We start from the raw sequence: 18,102 nt of genomic DNA on the forward strand, positions 1-18,102 counted from the left end.
AAACGAAACATGCAGAGAATAGAAATAAAAGCGGAACAGTTTTTTGAATTATTAAGACTGAAAGATACCCCGATGTGGGAAATTTTCGCACAGATGATCGATGGTAATGAAAAGGAAATTATATTTCTTGACAATGAAGATAAGGTCCTTTTTAACTATGTCCTGCCTGCTGATAAGGAAAAACTGGAGGAAGACAGAAAGGAGTTTTCAAAACAGTTCTCAGATAAATTGGCTAACTTCAATTAAAAATCTGATGAATAAAAGTTACCTATTCTCTTTACTCAGTATTCTCCTGTTCAGCCTTGGGAATGCTCAAAACTATAAAAAACCGTTGGTCTCTGCCATCAAAGAAACCGATCTCAGAAAAGATATGTATGAACTGGCAGCCGATCAGTTCTGGGGCCGTGAAGCAGGAACTTTAGATGAATTAAAAGTGTCGATGTGGCTTGCCGATAAAGCAAAAGAAGCTGGAATGAAGCCCGCCGGTGACAACGGTACATTTTTCCAGTTTTTTGATATGTACAGACATCAGGTTATTCCTCAAAGCAATCTGAAAATCGGAAACAACAATCTGAAACTATGGAAAGATTTCCTTGTTGCAGAACCTGTCAATGCAGCGATTGATGCTGAAATTGTATACGCCGGAAATGCAGAACCTGAAGAGCTTTCCAAATTAAATATCAAAGGAAAAGTTCTTGCCGTCAATGCCTCAGATAAAAACATTGACAAGGAAATGACGCTTTTTGTAAGAAGATATCCTGGTTTCGTGAGGACAAAATATTACAACAAAGCTCTTGAACTGGGTGCAAAAGCCATGATTTTCATCACCGATGACATTTCTGAGAAAAGCTGGGTTGAAGTTCTACCTCAAATGACAAGAGGAACCTACGGCGTAGAAGGTTTGAGAGAGAAAGTAACGGATAACATTCCTGTTTTATGGATCAAAAGAGAAAATGCAGGTTGGGTAAAAAACAATCCTAAAATGGCACTGAACCTCATCACAGAAACCTACAAATATCCTTCCGTAAACATCATCGGAAAAATTGAAGGTACAGATCCTGCCCTTAAAGAAGAATATGTTTTGCTAAGCGGCCACCAGGATCATGACGGAATCAGACATCCCGTAAAAAATGACACCATCTACAACGGTGCCGACGATAATGCCAGTACATGCGTTGCGATGCTTGCCATGGCCAGAGCCTATAAAAAACAACCCGGGAAAAGAAGTATTCTGTTTGTTTTCCATGGAGCGGAAGAAAGAGGATTGCTCGGTTCAAGATGGCACGCTGCTCATCCAGTCGTTCCGAAAGAAAAGATCGTAGCCGTTCTGAACGGTGATATGATCGGCAGAAATGACAATAACGAAGCCGCTCTTCTTGGTGGAAATGCCCCTCATAAAAACTCTGAGGAATTGGTTAAAATGGCCGAGGATGCCAATAATGAAAGTACAAAATTCAAATACCTGAAAGACTGGGATTCTCCAAATCACGCCGAGTATTTCTACTTTAGAAGTGATCATTTGCCGTATGCAAAAATCGGGATTCCAGCGATATTCTTCACCAGTGTGTTGCATGATCAGTACCACACGCCTCAGGATGAATCTGAAAATATCAACTACAAAAAGCTTTATAAAATGACGGAATGGATGTACAGGACATCCTGGAAAGTAGCCAATGAAGCTGAACGTCCGAAAGTGATTTCTAATTTTACGCTTGAGAGATAAATGAAAGTATCGGCGGCCCTCCGGGCCGCCGATACTCTTATCTGTCATTGCGAGGAGCGCAGCGACGAAGCAATCTCTTTGCCTTTATTTGTAAGACATTCTGTAAATCTTTTATAACATTCTTTTGTCTTGAAACAAAAGAATCAAAAATTCAAGACCTGGAAACTTCCGCTAAAAATAAATCCTGTTCTCTAAAAATTCTAAAACTTGCGCGGATGTATTATTTCTGCTTCGTTTCGCTAAAAGTCCCGCGCTTCGGACAGTAGAATTTTCTTAACGTTCACAGTATTTATTTTCTTAACGCTCCATTTTCCGAAGTCGGTTTATTGTCGATTATAAAAATCATTATCTATAAATAAAGCAATTGGTGATTCTCAGCAACATTCCACCAATTTAGCAGTATTCAATTTTATCGCAGATAAAATCCTCGCGCCTTTAACAACGTATTACATGAAAAAATAGCGCCTTTGCGAAACCCAACACTATTTCACACACGGTTTTAAATAAGCAAATTCATCAAAGCAGGATCATTATTCAGATAATTAACAAAAAAGTCATACTTCTTCATATTATTGAGCAACGGAGTGAAATCTTCGCTATCCCTCAATCCGATTCCTAAAACAGCAATCCCTTTCTCTTTTGAATTTTTTTGCGTATATTCAAAAAAAGTGATGTCATCATTCGGTCCCAGAACATTCATCACAAAGGTTTTCAAAGCTCCCGGACGTTGAGCAAATCGAACAAGGAAATAATGTTTTAAACCTGCATACAGAAGAGCTTTTTCTTTGATCTCTTCCATTCTTGTAATATCATTATTGCTTCCGCTGATAATACAGACCACATTTTTTCCTTTGATCTGGTCTTTATATTTTCCGAGTGCAGCTACGGAAAGGGCTCCGGCAGGTTCTACGACCACAGCATCTTTATTGTAGAGGGAAAGAATGGTTTCACAGACCATTCCTTCATCCACTAAAGCCATATCGTGCAACACGTTTTTACAAAGCTCGAAATTGAGATCTCCTACTTTCTGTACTGCCGCTCCGTCCACAAAACGGCTGATTTTTTCAAGAAGCACCGGTTTTCCTTTTTCCAGTGCTTTTTTCATACTTGCCGCTGCAGAAGGCTCCACTCCTATGATCTTCGTGTGTGGTGACAGTTCCCGGAATACAGAACAAACGCCTGCAGCCAGACCACCACCTCCAACCGGAAGAAAAAGATAATCAATAGGCTCATCCGACTGCTCAAGAATCTCCAATGCTGCTGTAGCCTGACCATTAATAATATCCTGATCATCGAACGGATGAATAAATATCCCTTGATTTTCTTTACAAAACTTCAGTGCGGCATCTTTAGCTTCATCGAAAGTATCCCCGTAAAGCACAATATCAATATCATCCCCTCCAAACATTTTCACCTGTTCCAGCTTTTGTCCCGGCGTGGGCAAAGGCATAAAAATGGTTCCTTTCACTTTCATCGTGCTGCATGCAAAAGCTACTCCCTGAGCATGGTTTCCCGCACTGGCACAAACCACTCCTTTTGCAAGGCTTTCGGGAGACATCACCGCCATTTTATTGTAAGCACCCCTGATTTTGTAGGATCTCACCTGTTGCAGATCTTCTCTTTTAAAGCTAATCTTTGCATTATAAATACCGGAAAGATGATTATTAATCGCCAAAGGGGTTCTTACCACTACATTTCTGAGTCTTTTTGCTGCTTTATAGACATTGTCCAAAACAGAAGGATACGTTTCTTCCATTATTTTTTTAGATTAATTATTCTCAGGTCTGAGACTGCGGACCGTCTTACCGGCTCTCCACATTTCGCTTTCTCTAAGCTCCGTCAGTTCTACTTCCAGATTTTCTCTGTAATCATGTTTACTGTTGCTGTCAATGGAACGTTGGGCTTCATCTCCTTTCGCAACACTCTCATACAATTCTTCAAATAAAGGAGAAGTGGCATCTCTGAAACGTTTCCACCAGTCTAATGCTCCTCTTTGTGCTGTGGTACTGCAGTTTGCATACATCCAGTCCATTCCGTTTTCTGCAACCAAAGGCATTAATGATTGTGTTAATTCTTCAACGGTTTCATTAAATGCTTCAGAAGGACTGTGCCCGTTTTTCCTCAATACATCATATTGGGCAGCAAATATTCCCTGTACAGCACCCATCAGGGTTCCTCTTTCTCCTGCAAGGTCACTGAACACTTCTTTTTTAAAGTCCGTTTCAAATAAATACCCGCTTCCGATAGCTATTCCCAGTGCAGTTACTCGTTCTCTTGCTTTTCCGGTAGCATCCTGATATACGGCAAAACTGCTGTTCAGTCCGCGATCCTGAAGAAACATTCTTCTCAATGACGTTCCTGATCCTTTGGGTGCAACAAGAAATACATCAACCTCAGCCGGCGGAATAATTCCCGTACGTTCATTAAAGGTAATTCCGAAACCGTGAGAAAAATACAGGGCTTTTCCAGGAGTAAGATGCTGTTTCACTTTTGGCCAGTATTCAATCTGAGCGGCATCACTTAAGAGATAGCAAATAATCGTTCCTTTTTGCAGCGCTTCTTCTATTTCGAATAAGGTTTCCCCTGGTACGAATCCATCTGCTACAGCCTTATCCCATGATTTTGAATTTTTTCTCTGGCCAACAATCACATTGATTCCGTTGTCTTTCTGGTTAAGTGCCTGTCCCGGCCCCTGTACGCCATAGCCGATCACCGCTACGATCTCATCTTTTAATACTTCCTGAGCTTTATGTAATGGAAACTCCTCTCTTGTTACTACGTTTTCTTCTACTCCGCCAAAATTCAATTTTGCCATTTTCTTTAATTTTTATATGTTGTTTATTATAATTTTTTGATTGTTTCTCTTTTTAGCTAGCGTGTGCCGCTACGGTCAGATATGGATTTTTATGGTAATGAACTTCCAGAACGTCTACCTGCTTTTCCATCTGTCTGGTAATTTTCTGTACAGATTCTTCCGTTTCTCTGATGACGATGACAAACTTTTTTACTTTTTCAATATCAGAAGGCCCTGCATTAAAATTCACAATGGAAACTCTTCTCCTTGAAAAAATAGCATTGATCCTGCCGATCAGCCCCAGATAATCTTCTGTGTAGGCTGTTATGGTATATTCCCTGTTTTCTGAATTCATCTTTTTTCTATTTATATTGTTATGTCTTATTATTGGTCAGTACGATCTCTGAAACGCTTTTCCCCTGAGGAATCATCGGAAAAACATTGTGTTCTTTCCCGGTCATGACTTCCAGTAGGAAAGCGCCTTGATGATGAAGCATTTCACTGAGCCCCTCTTCCAGTTCTTCTCTCTCCATTACTTTTCTTCCCGGGATTTTATACCCTTTAGCCACCTGCACAAAATCCGGACTCTGAATATCCACCGAGGAATATCTTTCTTCGTGAAACAGTTCCTGCCACTGCCTTACCATTCCCAGATAACAATTATTAAGAATTAAAATCTTGATATCCGGTTGATACTGCATCAGTGTTCCCAATTCCTGAATATTCATCTGGGCGCCACCATCTCCCATCACCGCAATAACAGGACGGTTGGTGACTCCATAGGCGGCCCCTATTGCAGCTGGAAGGCAGAATCCCATGGTTCCCAATCCTCCGCTGGTAATATTGCTTCTGGAATGTTTAAAGGATGAATATCTGCAGGTCGCCATCTGATGCTGCCCTACATCGCTGACAATAACAGCTTCTCCCTGAGTCATTTCGTTTAGAGATCTAATGACTTCCCCCATGGTAATTTCTCCTTCGGAAGGATAGAGTTCGTGGCTTATCAGTTGTTGATGTTCAATTTCATAGCAGTCTTTAAACTTCTGGTGCCAGTCTCTATGTGCTCCAGGTTCTATCAGCTGTGTCAGAAGGGGCAAAGTTTCTTTGCAATTTCCAAGAATCGGAACCTCAACTTTTACATTTTTATTGATTTCTGCTTTGTCAATGTCCAGATGGATGATACTCGCCTGTTTCGCATATTGATCCAGTCTTCCGGTCACGCGGTCATCAAAACGCATTCCCACTGCAACAAGAACATCACATTCATTGGTAAGGATGTTGGGACCGTAGTTTCCATGCATTCCTACCATTCCTACAGCCTGTGGATGATCCGTCGGGATTGCACTCATTCCTAAGACCGTCCATGCTACCGGAATTCCTGATTTCTCAGCAAACTGTAAAAATTCCTTCTCAGCTTTCCCCAGCATAATTCCTTGCCCTGCAATGATGAATGGTCTTTCTGCATGATTAATCAGGAAAGAGGCTTTTTCAATAGCGTCCATATGGGGAATAGGATCCGGTCTGTAACTTCTCAAAGAATCACAGGGTGTGTACCCTCTGTTGAACACCTTTTGCAGCTGAGCATTTTTCGTAACATCGATTAATACCGGACCTGGTCTTCCGGATCTTGCGATATAGAATGCTTTCGCCAATACTTCGGAAAGTTCATCCGCATCGGTAACCTGATAATTCCACTTGGTAACGGGGCTCGTCACATTCATAACATCGATTTCCTGAAACGCATCGGTTCCCAAAAGATGGTCAAAAACCTGTCCCGTAATGCATACAATAGGTGTGTTATCCAACAGGGCGTCAGCTAATCCTGTGACAAGATTAGTTGCTCCCGGACCACTTGTCGCTAATACCACTCCCACTTCTCCGGACACTCTGGCAAGCCCCTGTGCTGCATGGACCGCTCCCTGCTCGTGGCGGACCAGAATATGTTCCAGCTGATCTTTATAGTCGTAAAGAGCGTCATAGATTGGAATAATAGCCCCACCCGGATATCCGAATATGGTTTTTACCCCTTCCTGAAGAAATGCTTCAAGGATGATCCGGCTGCCGCTGATTTCTGTTTCTGTGGATACATTTAGGTTCTTCATTGTCTTTTTATTGAGTGATTTCATCTGTTACACAGCCTTCTGCGGCTGATGACACGGTGAGTGCATATTTGTACAGTAATCCTTTTTTTACTTTAAGTTCAGGTTTTTGCCATCCTTTCTTTCGCTGTTCGATTTCTTCTTCCGAAACTTTGAGCTGTATGGTGTTGTTGACGGCGTCGATTTCAATAAGGTCGTTATCCTTTACAAAGGCAATCAGACCACCTTCATACGCTTCGGGAGTGATGTGTCCTACTACAAAACCATGAGTTCCACCACTGAATCTTCCATCGGTAATTAAAGCTACACTTCCACCCAAACCTGCCCCAATAAGAGCGCTGGTTGGTTTCAGCATTTCCGGCATTCCCGGTGCGCCTTTTGGACCCTCATGACGGATGACAATGACGTCTCCATGCTGAACTCTTCCGTTTTCAATCCCTTTGATCAGATCTTTTTCTCCATCGAATACTCTTGCTTTTCCTGAAAATTTTTCGCCTTCTTTTCCAGTGATCTTGGCTACACTTCCTTTTTCAGCGAGGTTTCCGTACAGTATTCTCAAATGGCCCGTTTCTTTGATTGGATTGGATAAAGGTCTGATGATCTTCTGCGTTGTAAAATCAAGGCTCGGGACATTTGCAAGATTTTCAGCAATGGTTTTTCCGGTAACCGTTAAACAGTCGCCATGCAGTAAACCTTCTTCCAGTAAGTATTTCATGACAGCGGGCGTTCCTCCACGGTTATGAAGATCCTGCATCAGGTATTTTCCGCTCGGTTTAAGGTCTGCCAGTACCGGCGTGATGTCGCTCATCTTCTGGAAATCATCCTGAGTTACGGAAACACCGACACTTTTCGCCATTGCTATAAAATGCAGAACGGCATTGGTACTGCCTCCTAGAATGATGATCAGACGAAGTGCATTCTCAAAAGCTTTTCGCGTCATGATATCCGAAGGTTTGATATCTCTTTCCAGTAATATTTTAATATACTTTCCTGCTTCCAGACATTCATTCTGCTTTTCATCACTGAGTGCAGGATTGGAAGATGAATACGGAAGACTCATTCCTAATGCTTCTATGGCTGAAGACATGGTGTTGGCCGTGTACATTCCCCCGCATGCTCCTGCTCCCGGACAAGAATTTTTAATCACTCCGTTGAAATCTTCTTCTGAAATTTCCCCAGCAATTTTTTTCCCCAAAGCTTCAAAGGCCGAAACGATATTAAGCGGTTCATTTTTATAGCATCCCGGCGCAATCGTTCCTCCATAGACCATGATGGATGGTCTGTCCAGTCTTCCCATGGCAATAATGGTTCCCGGCATATTCTTGTCACAGCCCGGTAATGCAATGATTCCGTCATAATACTGTGCCCCGCAGATCGCTTCGATACTGTCTGCAATCACATCGCGGCTCACCAGTGAATACCGCATTCCGTCTGTCCCGTTGCTCATCCCGTCGCTTACCCCTATGGTATTGAATATTAATCCTGCAAGACCTTGATTCCAGGTTCCTTTTTTTACCACTTTAGCCAGGTCATTGAGATGCATATTGCAGGTATTTCCGTCATATCCCATACTGGCAATACCGATCTGGGCCTTGTGCATATCTTCTTCTGTAAAGCCTATTCCGTAAAGCATTGCTTTTGCAGCGGGCTGTTCGCTGTTTTGTGTGAATGTTTTTGAATATTTATTTAACATATTATCCTGCATTTGCTGTTCTTATCATCTCTTTGTGTGTATCAACAATTTCATTTTTTTTGGAACTCATACGTGAAGCTTTTACTTAATTTTGGTCCAAAACTACAGCTTGTAATATCTTTTTTATTTTCACTTTTATGAAAATTACAATATTCAACTGTTTGAAAAATAGATGTATTTAATTGATTATCAAATATTTAAACTCTTTAAATTTACAATGACAGAACTCTTACCAGTTTCTGATAAGCCTGCTGTACTTTTCCGCTTGCGGTATCTTCCCAGTTCTTGGTGAAAGGAACATCATCCAAAGAATCCAGCGCTACAATTTCAGCTGCCGTACCACAGAAAAAAGCGGCATCAGCTCCTCTCATTTCTTCAGGCTTAAAGAAGGTTTCTTTAACAGGAATATTCAGTTCATTGCATAACTCAAACACCGTCTGTCTCGTGATTCCCGGCAATATGCTTCCTTTTGCAGGCGTAAATAATGTTCCATCCTTTTCGTAGAATATATTGGCTCCTGAGCTTTCAGCGACATTTCCGTATTCGTCAAGTAAAAGGGCTTCATCATAGCCTTTGTCTTTGGCATCCTGGCAGGCAAGAATAGAATTCACGTAATGTCCGCCTACTTTAGCTTCCACTTTAAAGGCATTAGGATTTGGACGTTGAAAACTTGAGGTCATGATTTTCATTTTGTCTGCGAGATAGCCGTTGCTCCATTCCCAGGCCAACAGAGAGAGGTAGGATTTTTGTCCTTTTGACAGGGACATATTGGGCGAGCAGGTAACCAATGGGCGGATATAAGCATCTTTGAATCCGTTACGTTCCAAAAGCTCATAAGTGAGATCTGTCAGTTCACTGACTGAGTAATCAAACGGGATATACATCAGTTCTGCTGATCTTTTCAGTCTTTCGTAATGTTCTTCTGCTTTAAAAATTTTGGTTCCGTACTCGGTATTGTAGGATTTTATGCCTTCAAAAACGGAATAACCGTAGTGAAGTGATTGTCCATAGAGATTCATTCCTGCTTCTTCGGCCTTGAGGAAGTTTCCATCAAAATACACGATTGTTTTGTCGTTGTAATACATTATATAGGGTTTTAAAAATTAACAAATGGGTATAAAAAAAGCCCTCTCACGATGTGAGAGGGCTCAAATATGTACAGTCATACTCTATCCTTCTCACCAAAGCAAGGGAATAATAATGACGATAATAATTACTGTTAATAACTGATCCATAATTTCTGAAATAAAAAAAGCCGCTTCAATATGAAACGGCTTATATAATTTAAATTAAAATATTTTACAATGCCGCTTCCCTACTGCTGTTTACCACAACAATAATGTTAGAAATGACAATAATATTTTTCTGATTCGTAAAATTCATACTGCAAATGTATTAATTTTTAAATACTGAGCAAGGTTTTTTTAACACTTTTTATTTTTTTCGCAAAACGGCCTGATGCTTACTGCAGTTTCCGCCACATCATGTACTCTTAAAATTTTAGCGCCCTGCTCCAAAACTTTCCAGTGAAGTTTCTGCGTTTCTTCATTGATATCCATTGGAGATTTCCCAAGCGGTTTATAGATAAATGATTTCCTGGAAATACCTATCAATAAAGGAAATTTTCCAAAACCTAAGTATTCAGTTTCCCCTATCATTTTCATCTGATCTTCCACTGTTTTTCCGAAGCCGAAACCGGGATCCAGAATGATATCTTTTACTCCTTTTTCGAGAAGTTCATTGGTCTTTTGAGAAAAATAACGGTTAACTTCCAGAGTAATGTCATCAAATTTCACTTTATCGTGCATCGTCTCATAGGACAGATTTACATGCATCAGAATGTAGGGAAGCTTCGTTTCACCGGCGACGTCAAACATTTGATCGTCGTACTGTCCACCGGAAATATCATTGATCATGTCAATTCCTTCATTGAATCCAAATTTTACGGTTTCAGCATAAAATGTATCCAGTGATATCAATGCTTCCGGAAATTCTTTTTTGATCTGAGAAATTATGTTTCCGATTCTGTCTATTTCCTGTTTGCTGCTCAGAAATTCAGCATTCGGACGTGTAGATTGCGGCCCGATGTCGATGATCTCCGCTCCGTCTTTCAAAAGTTTCTCCGCATGTTCCAGCGCAGATTTTTCACTATTGAATTTCCCACCATCTGAAAAAGAATCCGGAGTAAGATTGAGGATGCCCATGATTTTTGGGGTGTCCAGTTCTACCAGTCTTCCATTACAGTTGAGGGTGTAGTTGTGAGTTTCGGGGTGCGGGTTTCGGGTTTCGGAATTAGAGATCATGTTTATGATTGATAAATGATGATTGATAGGTAATACTATTCTGCAAAATTAAGACTTATTGTGGAATGTTGCGAGTTGTCAGTTGCTAGTTGCTGGTTGCTGGTTTGTTATTCGTTGATAAGAAAATCGGTAGAAATCAATATTTTTTAGACGGGCCTTAAACTTAGAACCTCTTCCTCTCCAAATTTCCCTTGCAATAAACCAGCAACTGTCAATCAACAACCAACTCTCCTACGCTCAAACCCTCTCACCCCGAATCCCACTACTCTAAAACTCTCTCACTCTCAAACTCTCCGACTCTCTCCACTCTAAAACTCTCCAACTCTCCAACTCAAAACCCAAACTCTGACAAAAATCAATTCCCGATTCCCGCTACCTAAAACCGAATTCGTATATTTGGGAGATTAAGAGAATTTATGTCAAAAACATCAGTACAGTTCGGGGAAGTGATCAGTCAGTGTCGTGATCTTTTCAGTAAAAAATTGCAGGATTACGGTGCAGCGTGGAGGGTTTTAAGACCCAGTTCTATTACGGATCAGATTTACATCAAGGTGAACAGGATCCGTACGCTTCAGATGACGGATAAAAAAATGGTGGATGAAAGTGAGGAAGACGAATTCATCGCGATTGTCAACTACTCTATTATCGGACTTATTCAGCTTGAAAAAGGACTTTCTAATGATTTTAATGAAAATAAGGAGGAAGTTTTGAGCCTTTATGATAAATATTCCAATGATGCTCAGGCTTTAATGGAAAGAAAAAATCATGATTACGGTGAAGCGTGGAGAGATATGAGAATTTCTTCCATTACCGATCTTATTTACCAAAAAGTACTGAGAACGAAACAAATTGAAGACAACCAAGGAAAAACCATCGTTTCTGAAGGCCTGGATGCGAATTATTTCGATATGCTGAACTATGCTGTTTTCTGTCTGATCAAGTTCTCTGAAAAAGAAAATATTTCCGAAACCCAAAAATAAAATACTATGATCAAAGGTTTATTACGCTTTATTATTGCTGTTATCTTTATTCTTTCCGGCTTTGTAAAGGCTGTGGATCTGGTGGGATTTTCTTTCAAGATGGAAGAATATTTTGCGCCATCGGTTTTCAATATGCCGTTCCTGGAAAAATTTGCACTGCTGTTCTCGGTCATTGTGGTCGTACTGGAGCTTTTCTTAGGATTTATGCTGCTTTTAAAACTGAAGCTTAAGTTCACTCTTTCAGCGTTAATTGCCCTTTGTATCTTCTTTGGGTTCCTTACTTTTTATTCTGCCTATTACAATGTGGTGACGGATTGCGGATGTTTTGGCGACGCAATTAAGTTTACACCATGGCAGAGTTTTATAAAAGATATTGTGCTTATTGTCGGTCTTATCATCGTGTTTATCCTTTACAGAAAGGAGTTCCGTAAAAAAGATGTGTACAGCAGCGATAATACGAAAGAATCTTCAGGCAAGTTCAGATATGCTCTTTTAGGGCTTTTTTCTGTGATCATGATTTATATTATGGCTCAGGGAATTATGCACGAACCATTGATCGATTTCCGTGATTATAAAATCGGAACGAATATTAAAACTGAAAAGGAAAAAATCAATAAAAATCCTTCTGAATACAAGACTTTTTATTCCCTTAAAAACCAGAAAACGGGAGAAGTTTTAAAAGTAAATCAGGACGATTATATTAAAGAAACAAAATACTGGGCAGAAGGTTCTCCATGGAAAATTGAGGAAGGAAAAAATGAATCTGTTCTGACGAAAGAAGGTTATAAATCTGAGATCGTTAAATTCAAAATTGAAGATCCTACAGGGGTAGATCTTACGGACGAAATCATCAATGCACCGAAAGCGGTTCTTGTATTTTCATATCATCCAAAAGAGGTTTCAGCTGATCTTATTCAGAAAGTTGAGGCTAAAGTGAATGCTCAAAAAGGAGCTGTGATTTACGGTATTTCTACAGATCACAATACTTTTAAAACCATTAAAAATGCTATGATGGACGCCACTGCCATCAAAACTATTGCGAGAAGCAATCCGTTTGTGCTGATCCTGGAGAAAGGGAAAATCGTGGACAAGCAGCCTGCGAAAGACTATGTCGACTAGGACGGTAAAGTGAATGGTGAATTCTGAATCGTGGATTTTGAATTTTGAATCTCGAAACCCGCACCTCAAAACCAGGAACCCGAATCACGCAACCCGAAACAACTGCCAACAATCTAATTTAAACACTAAACTTAAACATACACTTACTCATGCAAAAATCAAATAAATCCATCGCCGGTTATCATCTTTTAATGATCCTTTCTTCTGTAGACGGAGAATTTGCTCCTGAAGAAGGAATGCTGGTTCAGCAATATATGGCAGATGAATTTCCGTTCAGAATGAATCTTGACAATGAACTGGAAACGCTGGCTCTTTTACAGCCTGAAGAATGGAAAGACCACTTTGAATTTCACGCAAGATGTTTCTTCGATGATTCTACGGAAGAGGAGCGCGTAAAATTTGCAGAATTTGCTAAAACCCTGATCAAAGCTGATAATAAAGTCACTGACGAAGAGCACACTTTCTACAAGCTTTTGAAAAATCTGTGGAACTTGGCATAAAACAGACACCAAAAAACAAAGCATACTATGAAAAAATTTTATCTGGGACTATTAATTATGAGTGCTTCTACGATACAATCTCAAAAATTCCCTGCTTTAAAAGCTCCGATTGCTGAAAAGCAGGAACACATCCGGGAAATTCACGGGGATAAAGTGAATGATCCTTATTACTGGATGATCGACTATTTCAAGAAAGGAAAAGATTCCACGAAAGTCGTTGATTATCTGAAGGCTGAAAACACCTATTGGGAAGGCATGATGAAGGATACGGAACCTTTCAGGGAAAATCTTTTCCAGGAAATGAAAGCCCGTATTAAAGAGAAAGATGAATCTGTGCCTGTTTTTGAAAACGGATACTATTATTATACCCGTACAGAAGCCGGAAAACAATACTTCAAATACTGCAGAAAAAAAGGAAGTCTTACTGCTCCAGAGGAAATTCTTCTGGACATAGATAAGCTTGCAGAAGGGCATCCGTATTATTCTGCTTCAGGTTTCAGCATCAGCCCAGATAATAACAAACTAGTCTACGGTGTTGACGATGTTTCCAGAAGACAGTATAAGTTATTCATGAAAGATCTGTCAACAGACAAAACCATTGATTTAGGGATCAAAAATACCGGCGGACGTGCGACATGGGCCAATGACAATAAAACTATTTTTTATACGGAAAATAATCCCACAACTCTTCTGTCTGAAAAGATCAAAAGGCATACTCTGGGAACAGATCCGGGTAAAGACGTTGTAGTGTATGAAGAAAAAGATAAATCCAACTATATCGGTGTCGGGAAAACTAAAAATAAAAAATTTATTCTGATTGTTTCCAATGCTACTACTTCCTCTGAAACCAGGTATCTGGATGCCGATAAACCTGACGGAATATTCAAGGTTTTCCAGCCTAGAATGAAAGATGTTTTATATGATGTGACGGCATTGGAAGATAAATTCTTAATCACAACCAATAAAGATGCCCTGAACTTCAAAGTGATGGAAACACCTTTGGACAAAACGGGTGTTGAAAACTGGAAAGATTTCGTCCCACACAGAAAAGATGTGCTAATGGAAGGAATCAGTGAATTCAAAAATTATCTTATTTTCAGTGAAAGGCAAAACGGGCTGTCACAATTGGTAATTTACGACAGAAAAACCGGTAAAAAAGAATTTTTAAAATTTGATGAACCTACCTATACCGTTTATCCGGCAGGAAATCCTGAATACAACACGGATAATTTCCGGTTTGGCTATACCTCAATGATCACACCAAGTTCTCAGTTTGAGCAGGATTTAAAATCAGGAAAAAGAACTTTATTAAAACAACAGGAAGTTCTTGGCGGTTATGCTAAAGATGAATATACCACCGAACGGCTTTTCGCAACGGCAAAAGACGGGACAAAAATCCCGATTTCCATTGTTTACAAAAAAGGATACAAAAAAGATGGAAGCAGTCCGCTACTACTCTATGCCTATGGATCTTACGGAAACTCTATGGATGCGTCTTTCAGCAGTACAAGACTGAGTCTTTTGAACAGAGGTTTTGCCTTTGCCATCGCTCACATCCGTGGCGGTCAGGAAATGGGAAGACAATGGTATGAAGATGGAAAAATGATGAAAAAGAAGAATACTTTCACTGATTTTATCGATTCCGGAGAATATCTGGTTAAAGAGAAATACACGTCACCTAAACATCTTTATGCTCAGGGTGGAAGTGCCGGAGGTCTGTTGATGGGTGCTGTAGTAAATATGAGTCCGAGCTTATGGAATGGTGTTATTTCACAGGTTCCCTTTGTAGATGTAGTAAACACTATGATGGACGAGAGTATCCCGCTAACCACCAATGAATATGACGAATGGGGAAATCCGAACAATAAGGAAGCTTATTTCTATATGAAATCTTATTCGCCCTACGAAAACATTGAAAAGAAAAAATACCCTAACATTTTGGTAACCACAGGACTTCACGATTCTCAGGTTCAGTATTTTGAGCCTGCAAAATGGGTGTCCAAACTTAGGGATATGAAAACTGATAAAAACATATTATTATTAAAAACAGATATGGCCTATGGCCACGGTGGTGCTTCAGGAAGGTTTGATTACCTGAAAGACGCAGCTCTGGTGTATGCTTTTATGTTTAAACTGGAAGGGATTAATAAATAAACATCACGCAGATTTTGCGAATTTTGCAGATTGACAATGACAGAAAATGAAATTTCATACATTGTTCGAAAATGTATTTTTAATGTTTACAATCAATTAGGTCCTGGCTTGCTTGAATCTATATATCAAAATATACTCATATATGAATTAGAGTAAAATGGATTAAATGTAAAATCAGAAGTTATACTTCCTATTTATTACAACAATAAAAAATTTGATTTAAACTTTAAAATCGATATTTTGGTAGAAGACAAGGTAGTTTTGGAACTAAAATCAGTAAAAGAATTAGAAGCCATTCACTACAAACAACTTTACACCTATTTAAAACTATCTGATAAAAAATTAGGAATGCTAATTAATTTTAATACAACAAATATTATGGATAGTATAAAAAGAGTCGTTAATAATCTTTAAATCTGCTAAATCATTAAGATCTGCGCGAAATAAAAAAATAAATAATAAATTAGATAATTAGGCTATGAGAAGAAAAATAGTTGCAGGAAACTGGAAAATGAATAAAAATGTCATTGACGCACAACAGTTAATGATTCAATTACTGAGCTATAAAAACAATAACACCACCAACTGCGAAGTATGGATTGCACCGCCTTCTTTATATTTAATGATGGCTAAAGATATCTTCGAAAAAGATGAGATCGGTGTATTTTCTCAGGATATGAGCGAGCATGAGAGCGGTGCTTATACCGGTGAACTTTCTGCAGATATGCTGGAATCTATCGATGCTACCGGTTCACTGATCGGGCATTCTGAAAGGAGACAGTACCACGGTGAAACGGATTCTCACTGCAACAGAAAGATCAAATTGGCGCTTGACAAAGGCCTAATCCCTGTATACTGTAACGGTGAAACGCTTGAGCAGAGAAAAGCAGGACAGCATTTCGAAGTGGTGAAAAACCAGACTGAAGTTGCTCTTTTCACACTTTCTGCGGAAGAAATCAAAAAAGTAGTGATCGCTTACGAACCGGTTTGGGCTATCGGAACAGGCGAAACAGCTTCTCCGGAGCAAGCTCAGGAGATCCATGCACACATCAGAAGCATCATCGCTGCCAAATACGGACAGGAAGTAGCTGACGAGGTTTCCATCCTTTACGGAGGTTCTGTGAAGCCGGATAATGCAAAAGAGATTTTCTCTCAGCCTGATATCGACGGTGGACTAATCGGAGGGGCAGCTTTGAAACTGGAGGATTTTTCTAAAATTATTGAGGGATTCAATTCATAGATTTTGGCTAAAGCCAATGGAATTTATAATTTTGATTAAATGGGCTAAAGCCCATTTCTATTGAATTTAAATATATACAATCAAAAACGGCGGCATCTTCGATGCCGCCGTTTTCTTAAAAAAAATCTAATTATTGAATATCGACTACATACATTGTTCCTTTGTCTACTTTTCCGGTTTTAGGAAGGATCTTGGCTTTAGGATTTCCGTTTCCGTCATCTAAAATTCCAAAATCATCATCATTGAAGACAGCCAGTTTATTGTTTCCTAAATAAACGATTCCTTCAAATTTATCGTGCTCATATCCTAATTTTGCGACCAGATCCACGGCTAAAATTTTGGACACCGGTTTGATTCCGGCAGTGGTAATTTCATCCCATGTAGACTGCTCTAAAGCTTTATTATTGATCTTCAATCCGTCAACGGCTGTAATATCAGTTCCGTTCACATCCGAAGCTCCGGCTATATTGATTCTGTATACTTTTTTGGTGCCGCCCTGCGATCCAAAATTCCCATCTCTTTCAATTACTAGGAATTCCGTGCTGCTGATGGCTGTAATATCACATACCGAGTCTGAAGCACCGCCATTTTGCTTGTATAGATACTGTTTCGTCTGTCCTGTCGCAATATCGAAAGTGACAATTCTGGTTAAAGTTGTATTCGTTGCCAAAGCTTTTGTTGGAACGTACATCGTAGACTGTATCGTTCCTACAAGTGTTTTTCCGTCTGGAGTGATGCATAATCCTTCCATTCCTCTGTTGGCTCTTCTTTTGGCTAAAACCGCAGGAAGTTTTCGTGATCCGGTATTGACACCTATCGGGCTGATTCTTTCCAGCTCTACTCCTTCTGCATTATAATGAACGATATGTGGTCCGTACTCATCAGAGACCCAGAATGTTCCATCTGCTGCTGCAACGATACTCTCACTATCCAGTCCGTAATTATCTGTTCCTAAAACATTTCCTGACGAATCGTAAGCTGTTTCTCCAGTACTGCCCATTCCTGCAGGGTTGGGAAGACCGGTGATCGGTTGGCCGGAAGGATTTTTCAGCTTGATATATTTAATGATCTCGATGTTTCCTTCTGCATTAATTTTAAAATGCATGATGGTTGGGGTAAAATTCGGGGCCGGAAATTTTTTTCCGTTCAGATAATCTGTGTTCGGACCACGGTCTGTGATCACATAAAATTCACCTTTTCTTGTAGGATGTGCCGCTGCGCCGGAACCAAATCCACCGTTAATGATATCTACACCATTCACCGTTGCTAATTTGGAGAAAGGGAATTCCTGAGGAAGTTTGGTATAATTGATATCCTGGTTATTCATCTTGTCGTCATCTTTACATGATGCGAGCGCTGTGAATACAATAGCCGATAACAGCAGTTTTCTCATAGTTACTTTTATGCCGCGAAAGTATACATTGATTGTAAACTGATCTTGAATTTAATAATAATTATACCTTAACAATAGGATCTTTAGATGAATTAATTTTAAAC

15 protein-coding genes and 1 pseudogene are annotated in these 18,102 nt (G+C 39.8%); 8 read left to right on the top strand and 8 right to left on the bottom strand.

Annotated features, from left to right (window positions below; translation table 11 throughout):
• The first annotated feature begins 9 nt into the window (after positions 1 to 9).
• Both N0B48_RS03075 and N0B48_RS03080 read left to right on the top strand, forming a co-directional pair.
• On the top strand, positions 10 to 246 hold the full coding sequence (locus N0B48_RS03075) for a hypothetical protein (RefSeq protein ID WP_090024216.1): 237 nt from the start codon (positions 10 to 12) through the stop codon (positions 244 to 246).
• A gap of 7 nt (positions 247 to 253) precedes the next feature.
• A complete protein-coding gene (locus N0B48_RS03080) occupies positions 254 to 1,723 on the top strand; it encodes a M20/M25/M40 family metallo-hydrolase (RefSeq protein WP_259836678.1) in 1,470 nt (489 codons plus the stop codon).
• Between the two features lie 499 nt (positions 1,724 to 2,222).
• On the opposite strand, the gene ilvA is transcribed toward N0B48_RS03080, so the two are convergent.
• The 7 genes from ilvA to folP form a co-directional block, all read right to left on the bottom strand.
• Positions 2,223 to 3,479, bottom strand: a complete 1,257-nt coding sequence (ilvA, locus tag N0B48_RS03085; RefSeq protein WP_259836680.1) for a threonine ammonia-lyase IlvA — start codon at positions 3,477 to 3,479, stop codon at positions 2,223 to 2,225.
• 12 nt (positions 3,480 to 3,491) lie between these two features.
• Complete coding sequence (gene ilvC, locus N0B48_RS03090) at positions 3,492 to 4,538, bottom strand: ketol-acid reductoisomerase (RefSeq protein WP_259836682.1); 1,047 nt, start codon at positions 4,536 to 4,538, stop codon at positions 3,492 to 3,494.
• Between the two features lie 52 nt (positions 4,539 to 4,590).
• Positions 4,591 to 4,872 (bottom strand): ACT domain-containing protein, encoded by a 282-nt coding sequence (locus tag N0B48_RS03095; RefSeq protein ID WP_051891199.1) that lies wholly within the window; start codon positions 4,870 to 4,872, stop codon positions 4,591 to 4,593.
• 19 nt (positions 4,873 to 4,891) lie between these two features.
• Positions 4,892 to 6,619 carry a biosynthetic-type acetolactate synthase large subunit gene (gene ilvB, locus N0B48_RS03100; protein ID WP_259836684.1) on the bottom strand — a complete coding sequence of 576 codons (1,728 nt, stop codon included), beginning with the start codon at positions 6,617 to 6,619 and terminating at the stop codon, positions 4,892 to 4,894.
• Between the two features lie 7 nt (positions 6,620 to 6,626).
• Positions 6,627 to 8,309: a dihydroxy-acid dehydratase gene (ilvD, locus tag N0B48_RS03105; RefSeq protein ID WP_259836685.1), complete on the bottom strand. Its 1,683-nt coding sequence runs from the start codon at positions 8,307 to 8,309 to the stop codon at positions 6,627 to 6,629.
• 212 nt (positions 8,310 to 8,521) lie between these two features.
• Positions 8,522 to 9,394 carry a branched-chain-amino-acid transaminase gene (gene ilvE, locus N0B48_RS03110; RefSeq protein ID WP_259836687.1) on the bottom strand — a complete coding sequence of 291 codons (873 nt, stop codon included), beginning with the start codon at positions 9,392 to 9,394 and terminating at the stop codon, positions 8,522 to 8,524.
• Positions 9,395 to 9,733: 339 nt separating this feature from the next.
• Positions 9,734 to 10,612, bottom strand: a complete 879-nt coding sequence (folP, locus tag N0B48_RS03115; protein ID WP_442867479.1) for a dihydropteroate synthase — start codon at positions 10,610 to 10,612, stop codon at positions 9,734 to 9,736.
• Positions 10,613 to 11,028: 416 nt separating this feature from the next.
• Between folP and N0B48_RS03120 the strand changes: the two genes are divergently transcribed.
• The 6 genes and pseudogenes from N0B48_RS03120 (at position 11,029) to tpiA (ending at position 16,605) form a co-directional block, all read left to right on the top strand.
• Positions 11,029 to 11,592 carry a DUF1599 domain-containing protein gene (locus N0B48_RS03120; protein ID WP_259836688.1) on the top strand — a complete coding sequence of 188 codons (564 nt, stop codon included), beginning with the start codon at positions 11,029 to 11,031 and terminating at the stop codon, positions 11,590 to 11,592.
• A 6-nt stretch (positions 11,593 to 11,598) separates the two neighbouring features.
• On the top strand, positions 11,599 to 12,711 hold the full coding sequence (locus N0B48_RS03125; protein WP_259836689.1) for a BT_3928 family protein: 1,113 nt from the start codon (positions 11,599 to 11,601) through the stop codon (positions 12,709 to 12,711).
• Positions 12,712 to 12,860: 149 nt separating this feature from the next.
• Positions 12,861 to 13,211: a tellurite resistance TerB family protein gene (locus N0B48_RS03130; RefSeq protein ID WP_259836690.1), complete on the top strand. Its 351-nt coding sequence runs from the start codon at positions 12,861 to 12,863 to the stop codon at positions 13,209 to 13,211.
• A gap of 27 nt (positions 13,212 to 13,238) precedes the next feature.
• The gene (locus N0B48_RS03135; protein ID WP_259836691.1) at positions 13,239 to 15,365 is read left to right on the top strand and encodes a S9 family peptidase; all 2,127 of its coding nucleotides are present in this window, start codon (positions 13,239 to 13,241) and stop codon (positions 15,363 to 15,365) included.
• A gap of 36 nt (positions 15,366 to 15,401) precedes the next feature.
• Positions 15,402 to 15,779: pseudogene (locus N0B48_RS03140) on the top strand (GxxExxY protein).
• 64 nt (positions 15,780 to 15,843) lie between these two features.
• Positions 15,844 to 16,605 carry a triose-phosphate isomerase gene (gene tpiA, locus N0B48_RS03145; protein ID WP_034726585.1) on the top strand — a complete coding sequence of 254 codons (762 nt, stop codon included), beginning with the start codon at positions 15,844 to 15,846 and terminating at the stop codon, positions 16,603 to 16,605.
• Positions 16,606 to 16,735: 130 nt separating this feature from the next.
• Here tpiA and N0B48_RS03150 read toward each other — a convergent pair whose 3' ends face one another.
• Positions 16,736 to 17,998, bottom strand: a complete 1,263-nt coding sequence (locus tag N0B48_RS03150) for an esterase-like activity of phytase family protein (protein ID WP_259836692.1) — start codon at positions 17,996 to 17,998, stop codon at positions 16,736 to 16,738.
• Positions 17,999 to 18,102 lie beyond the last annotated feature (104 nt).

The sequence above is a fragment of the Chryseobacterium herbae genome (genome assembly GCF_025154075.1).
In the GTDB taxonomy this organism is placed as follows: Bacteria; Bacteroidota; Bacteroidia; order Flavobacteriales; family Weeksellaceae; genus Chryseobacterium; species Chryseobacterium herbae.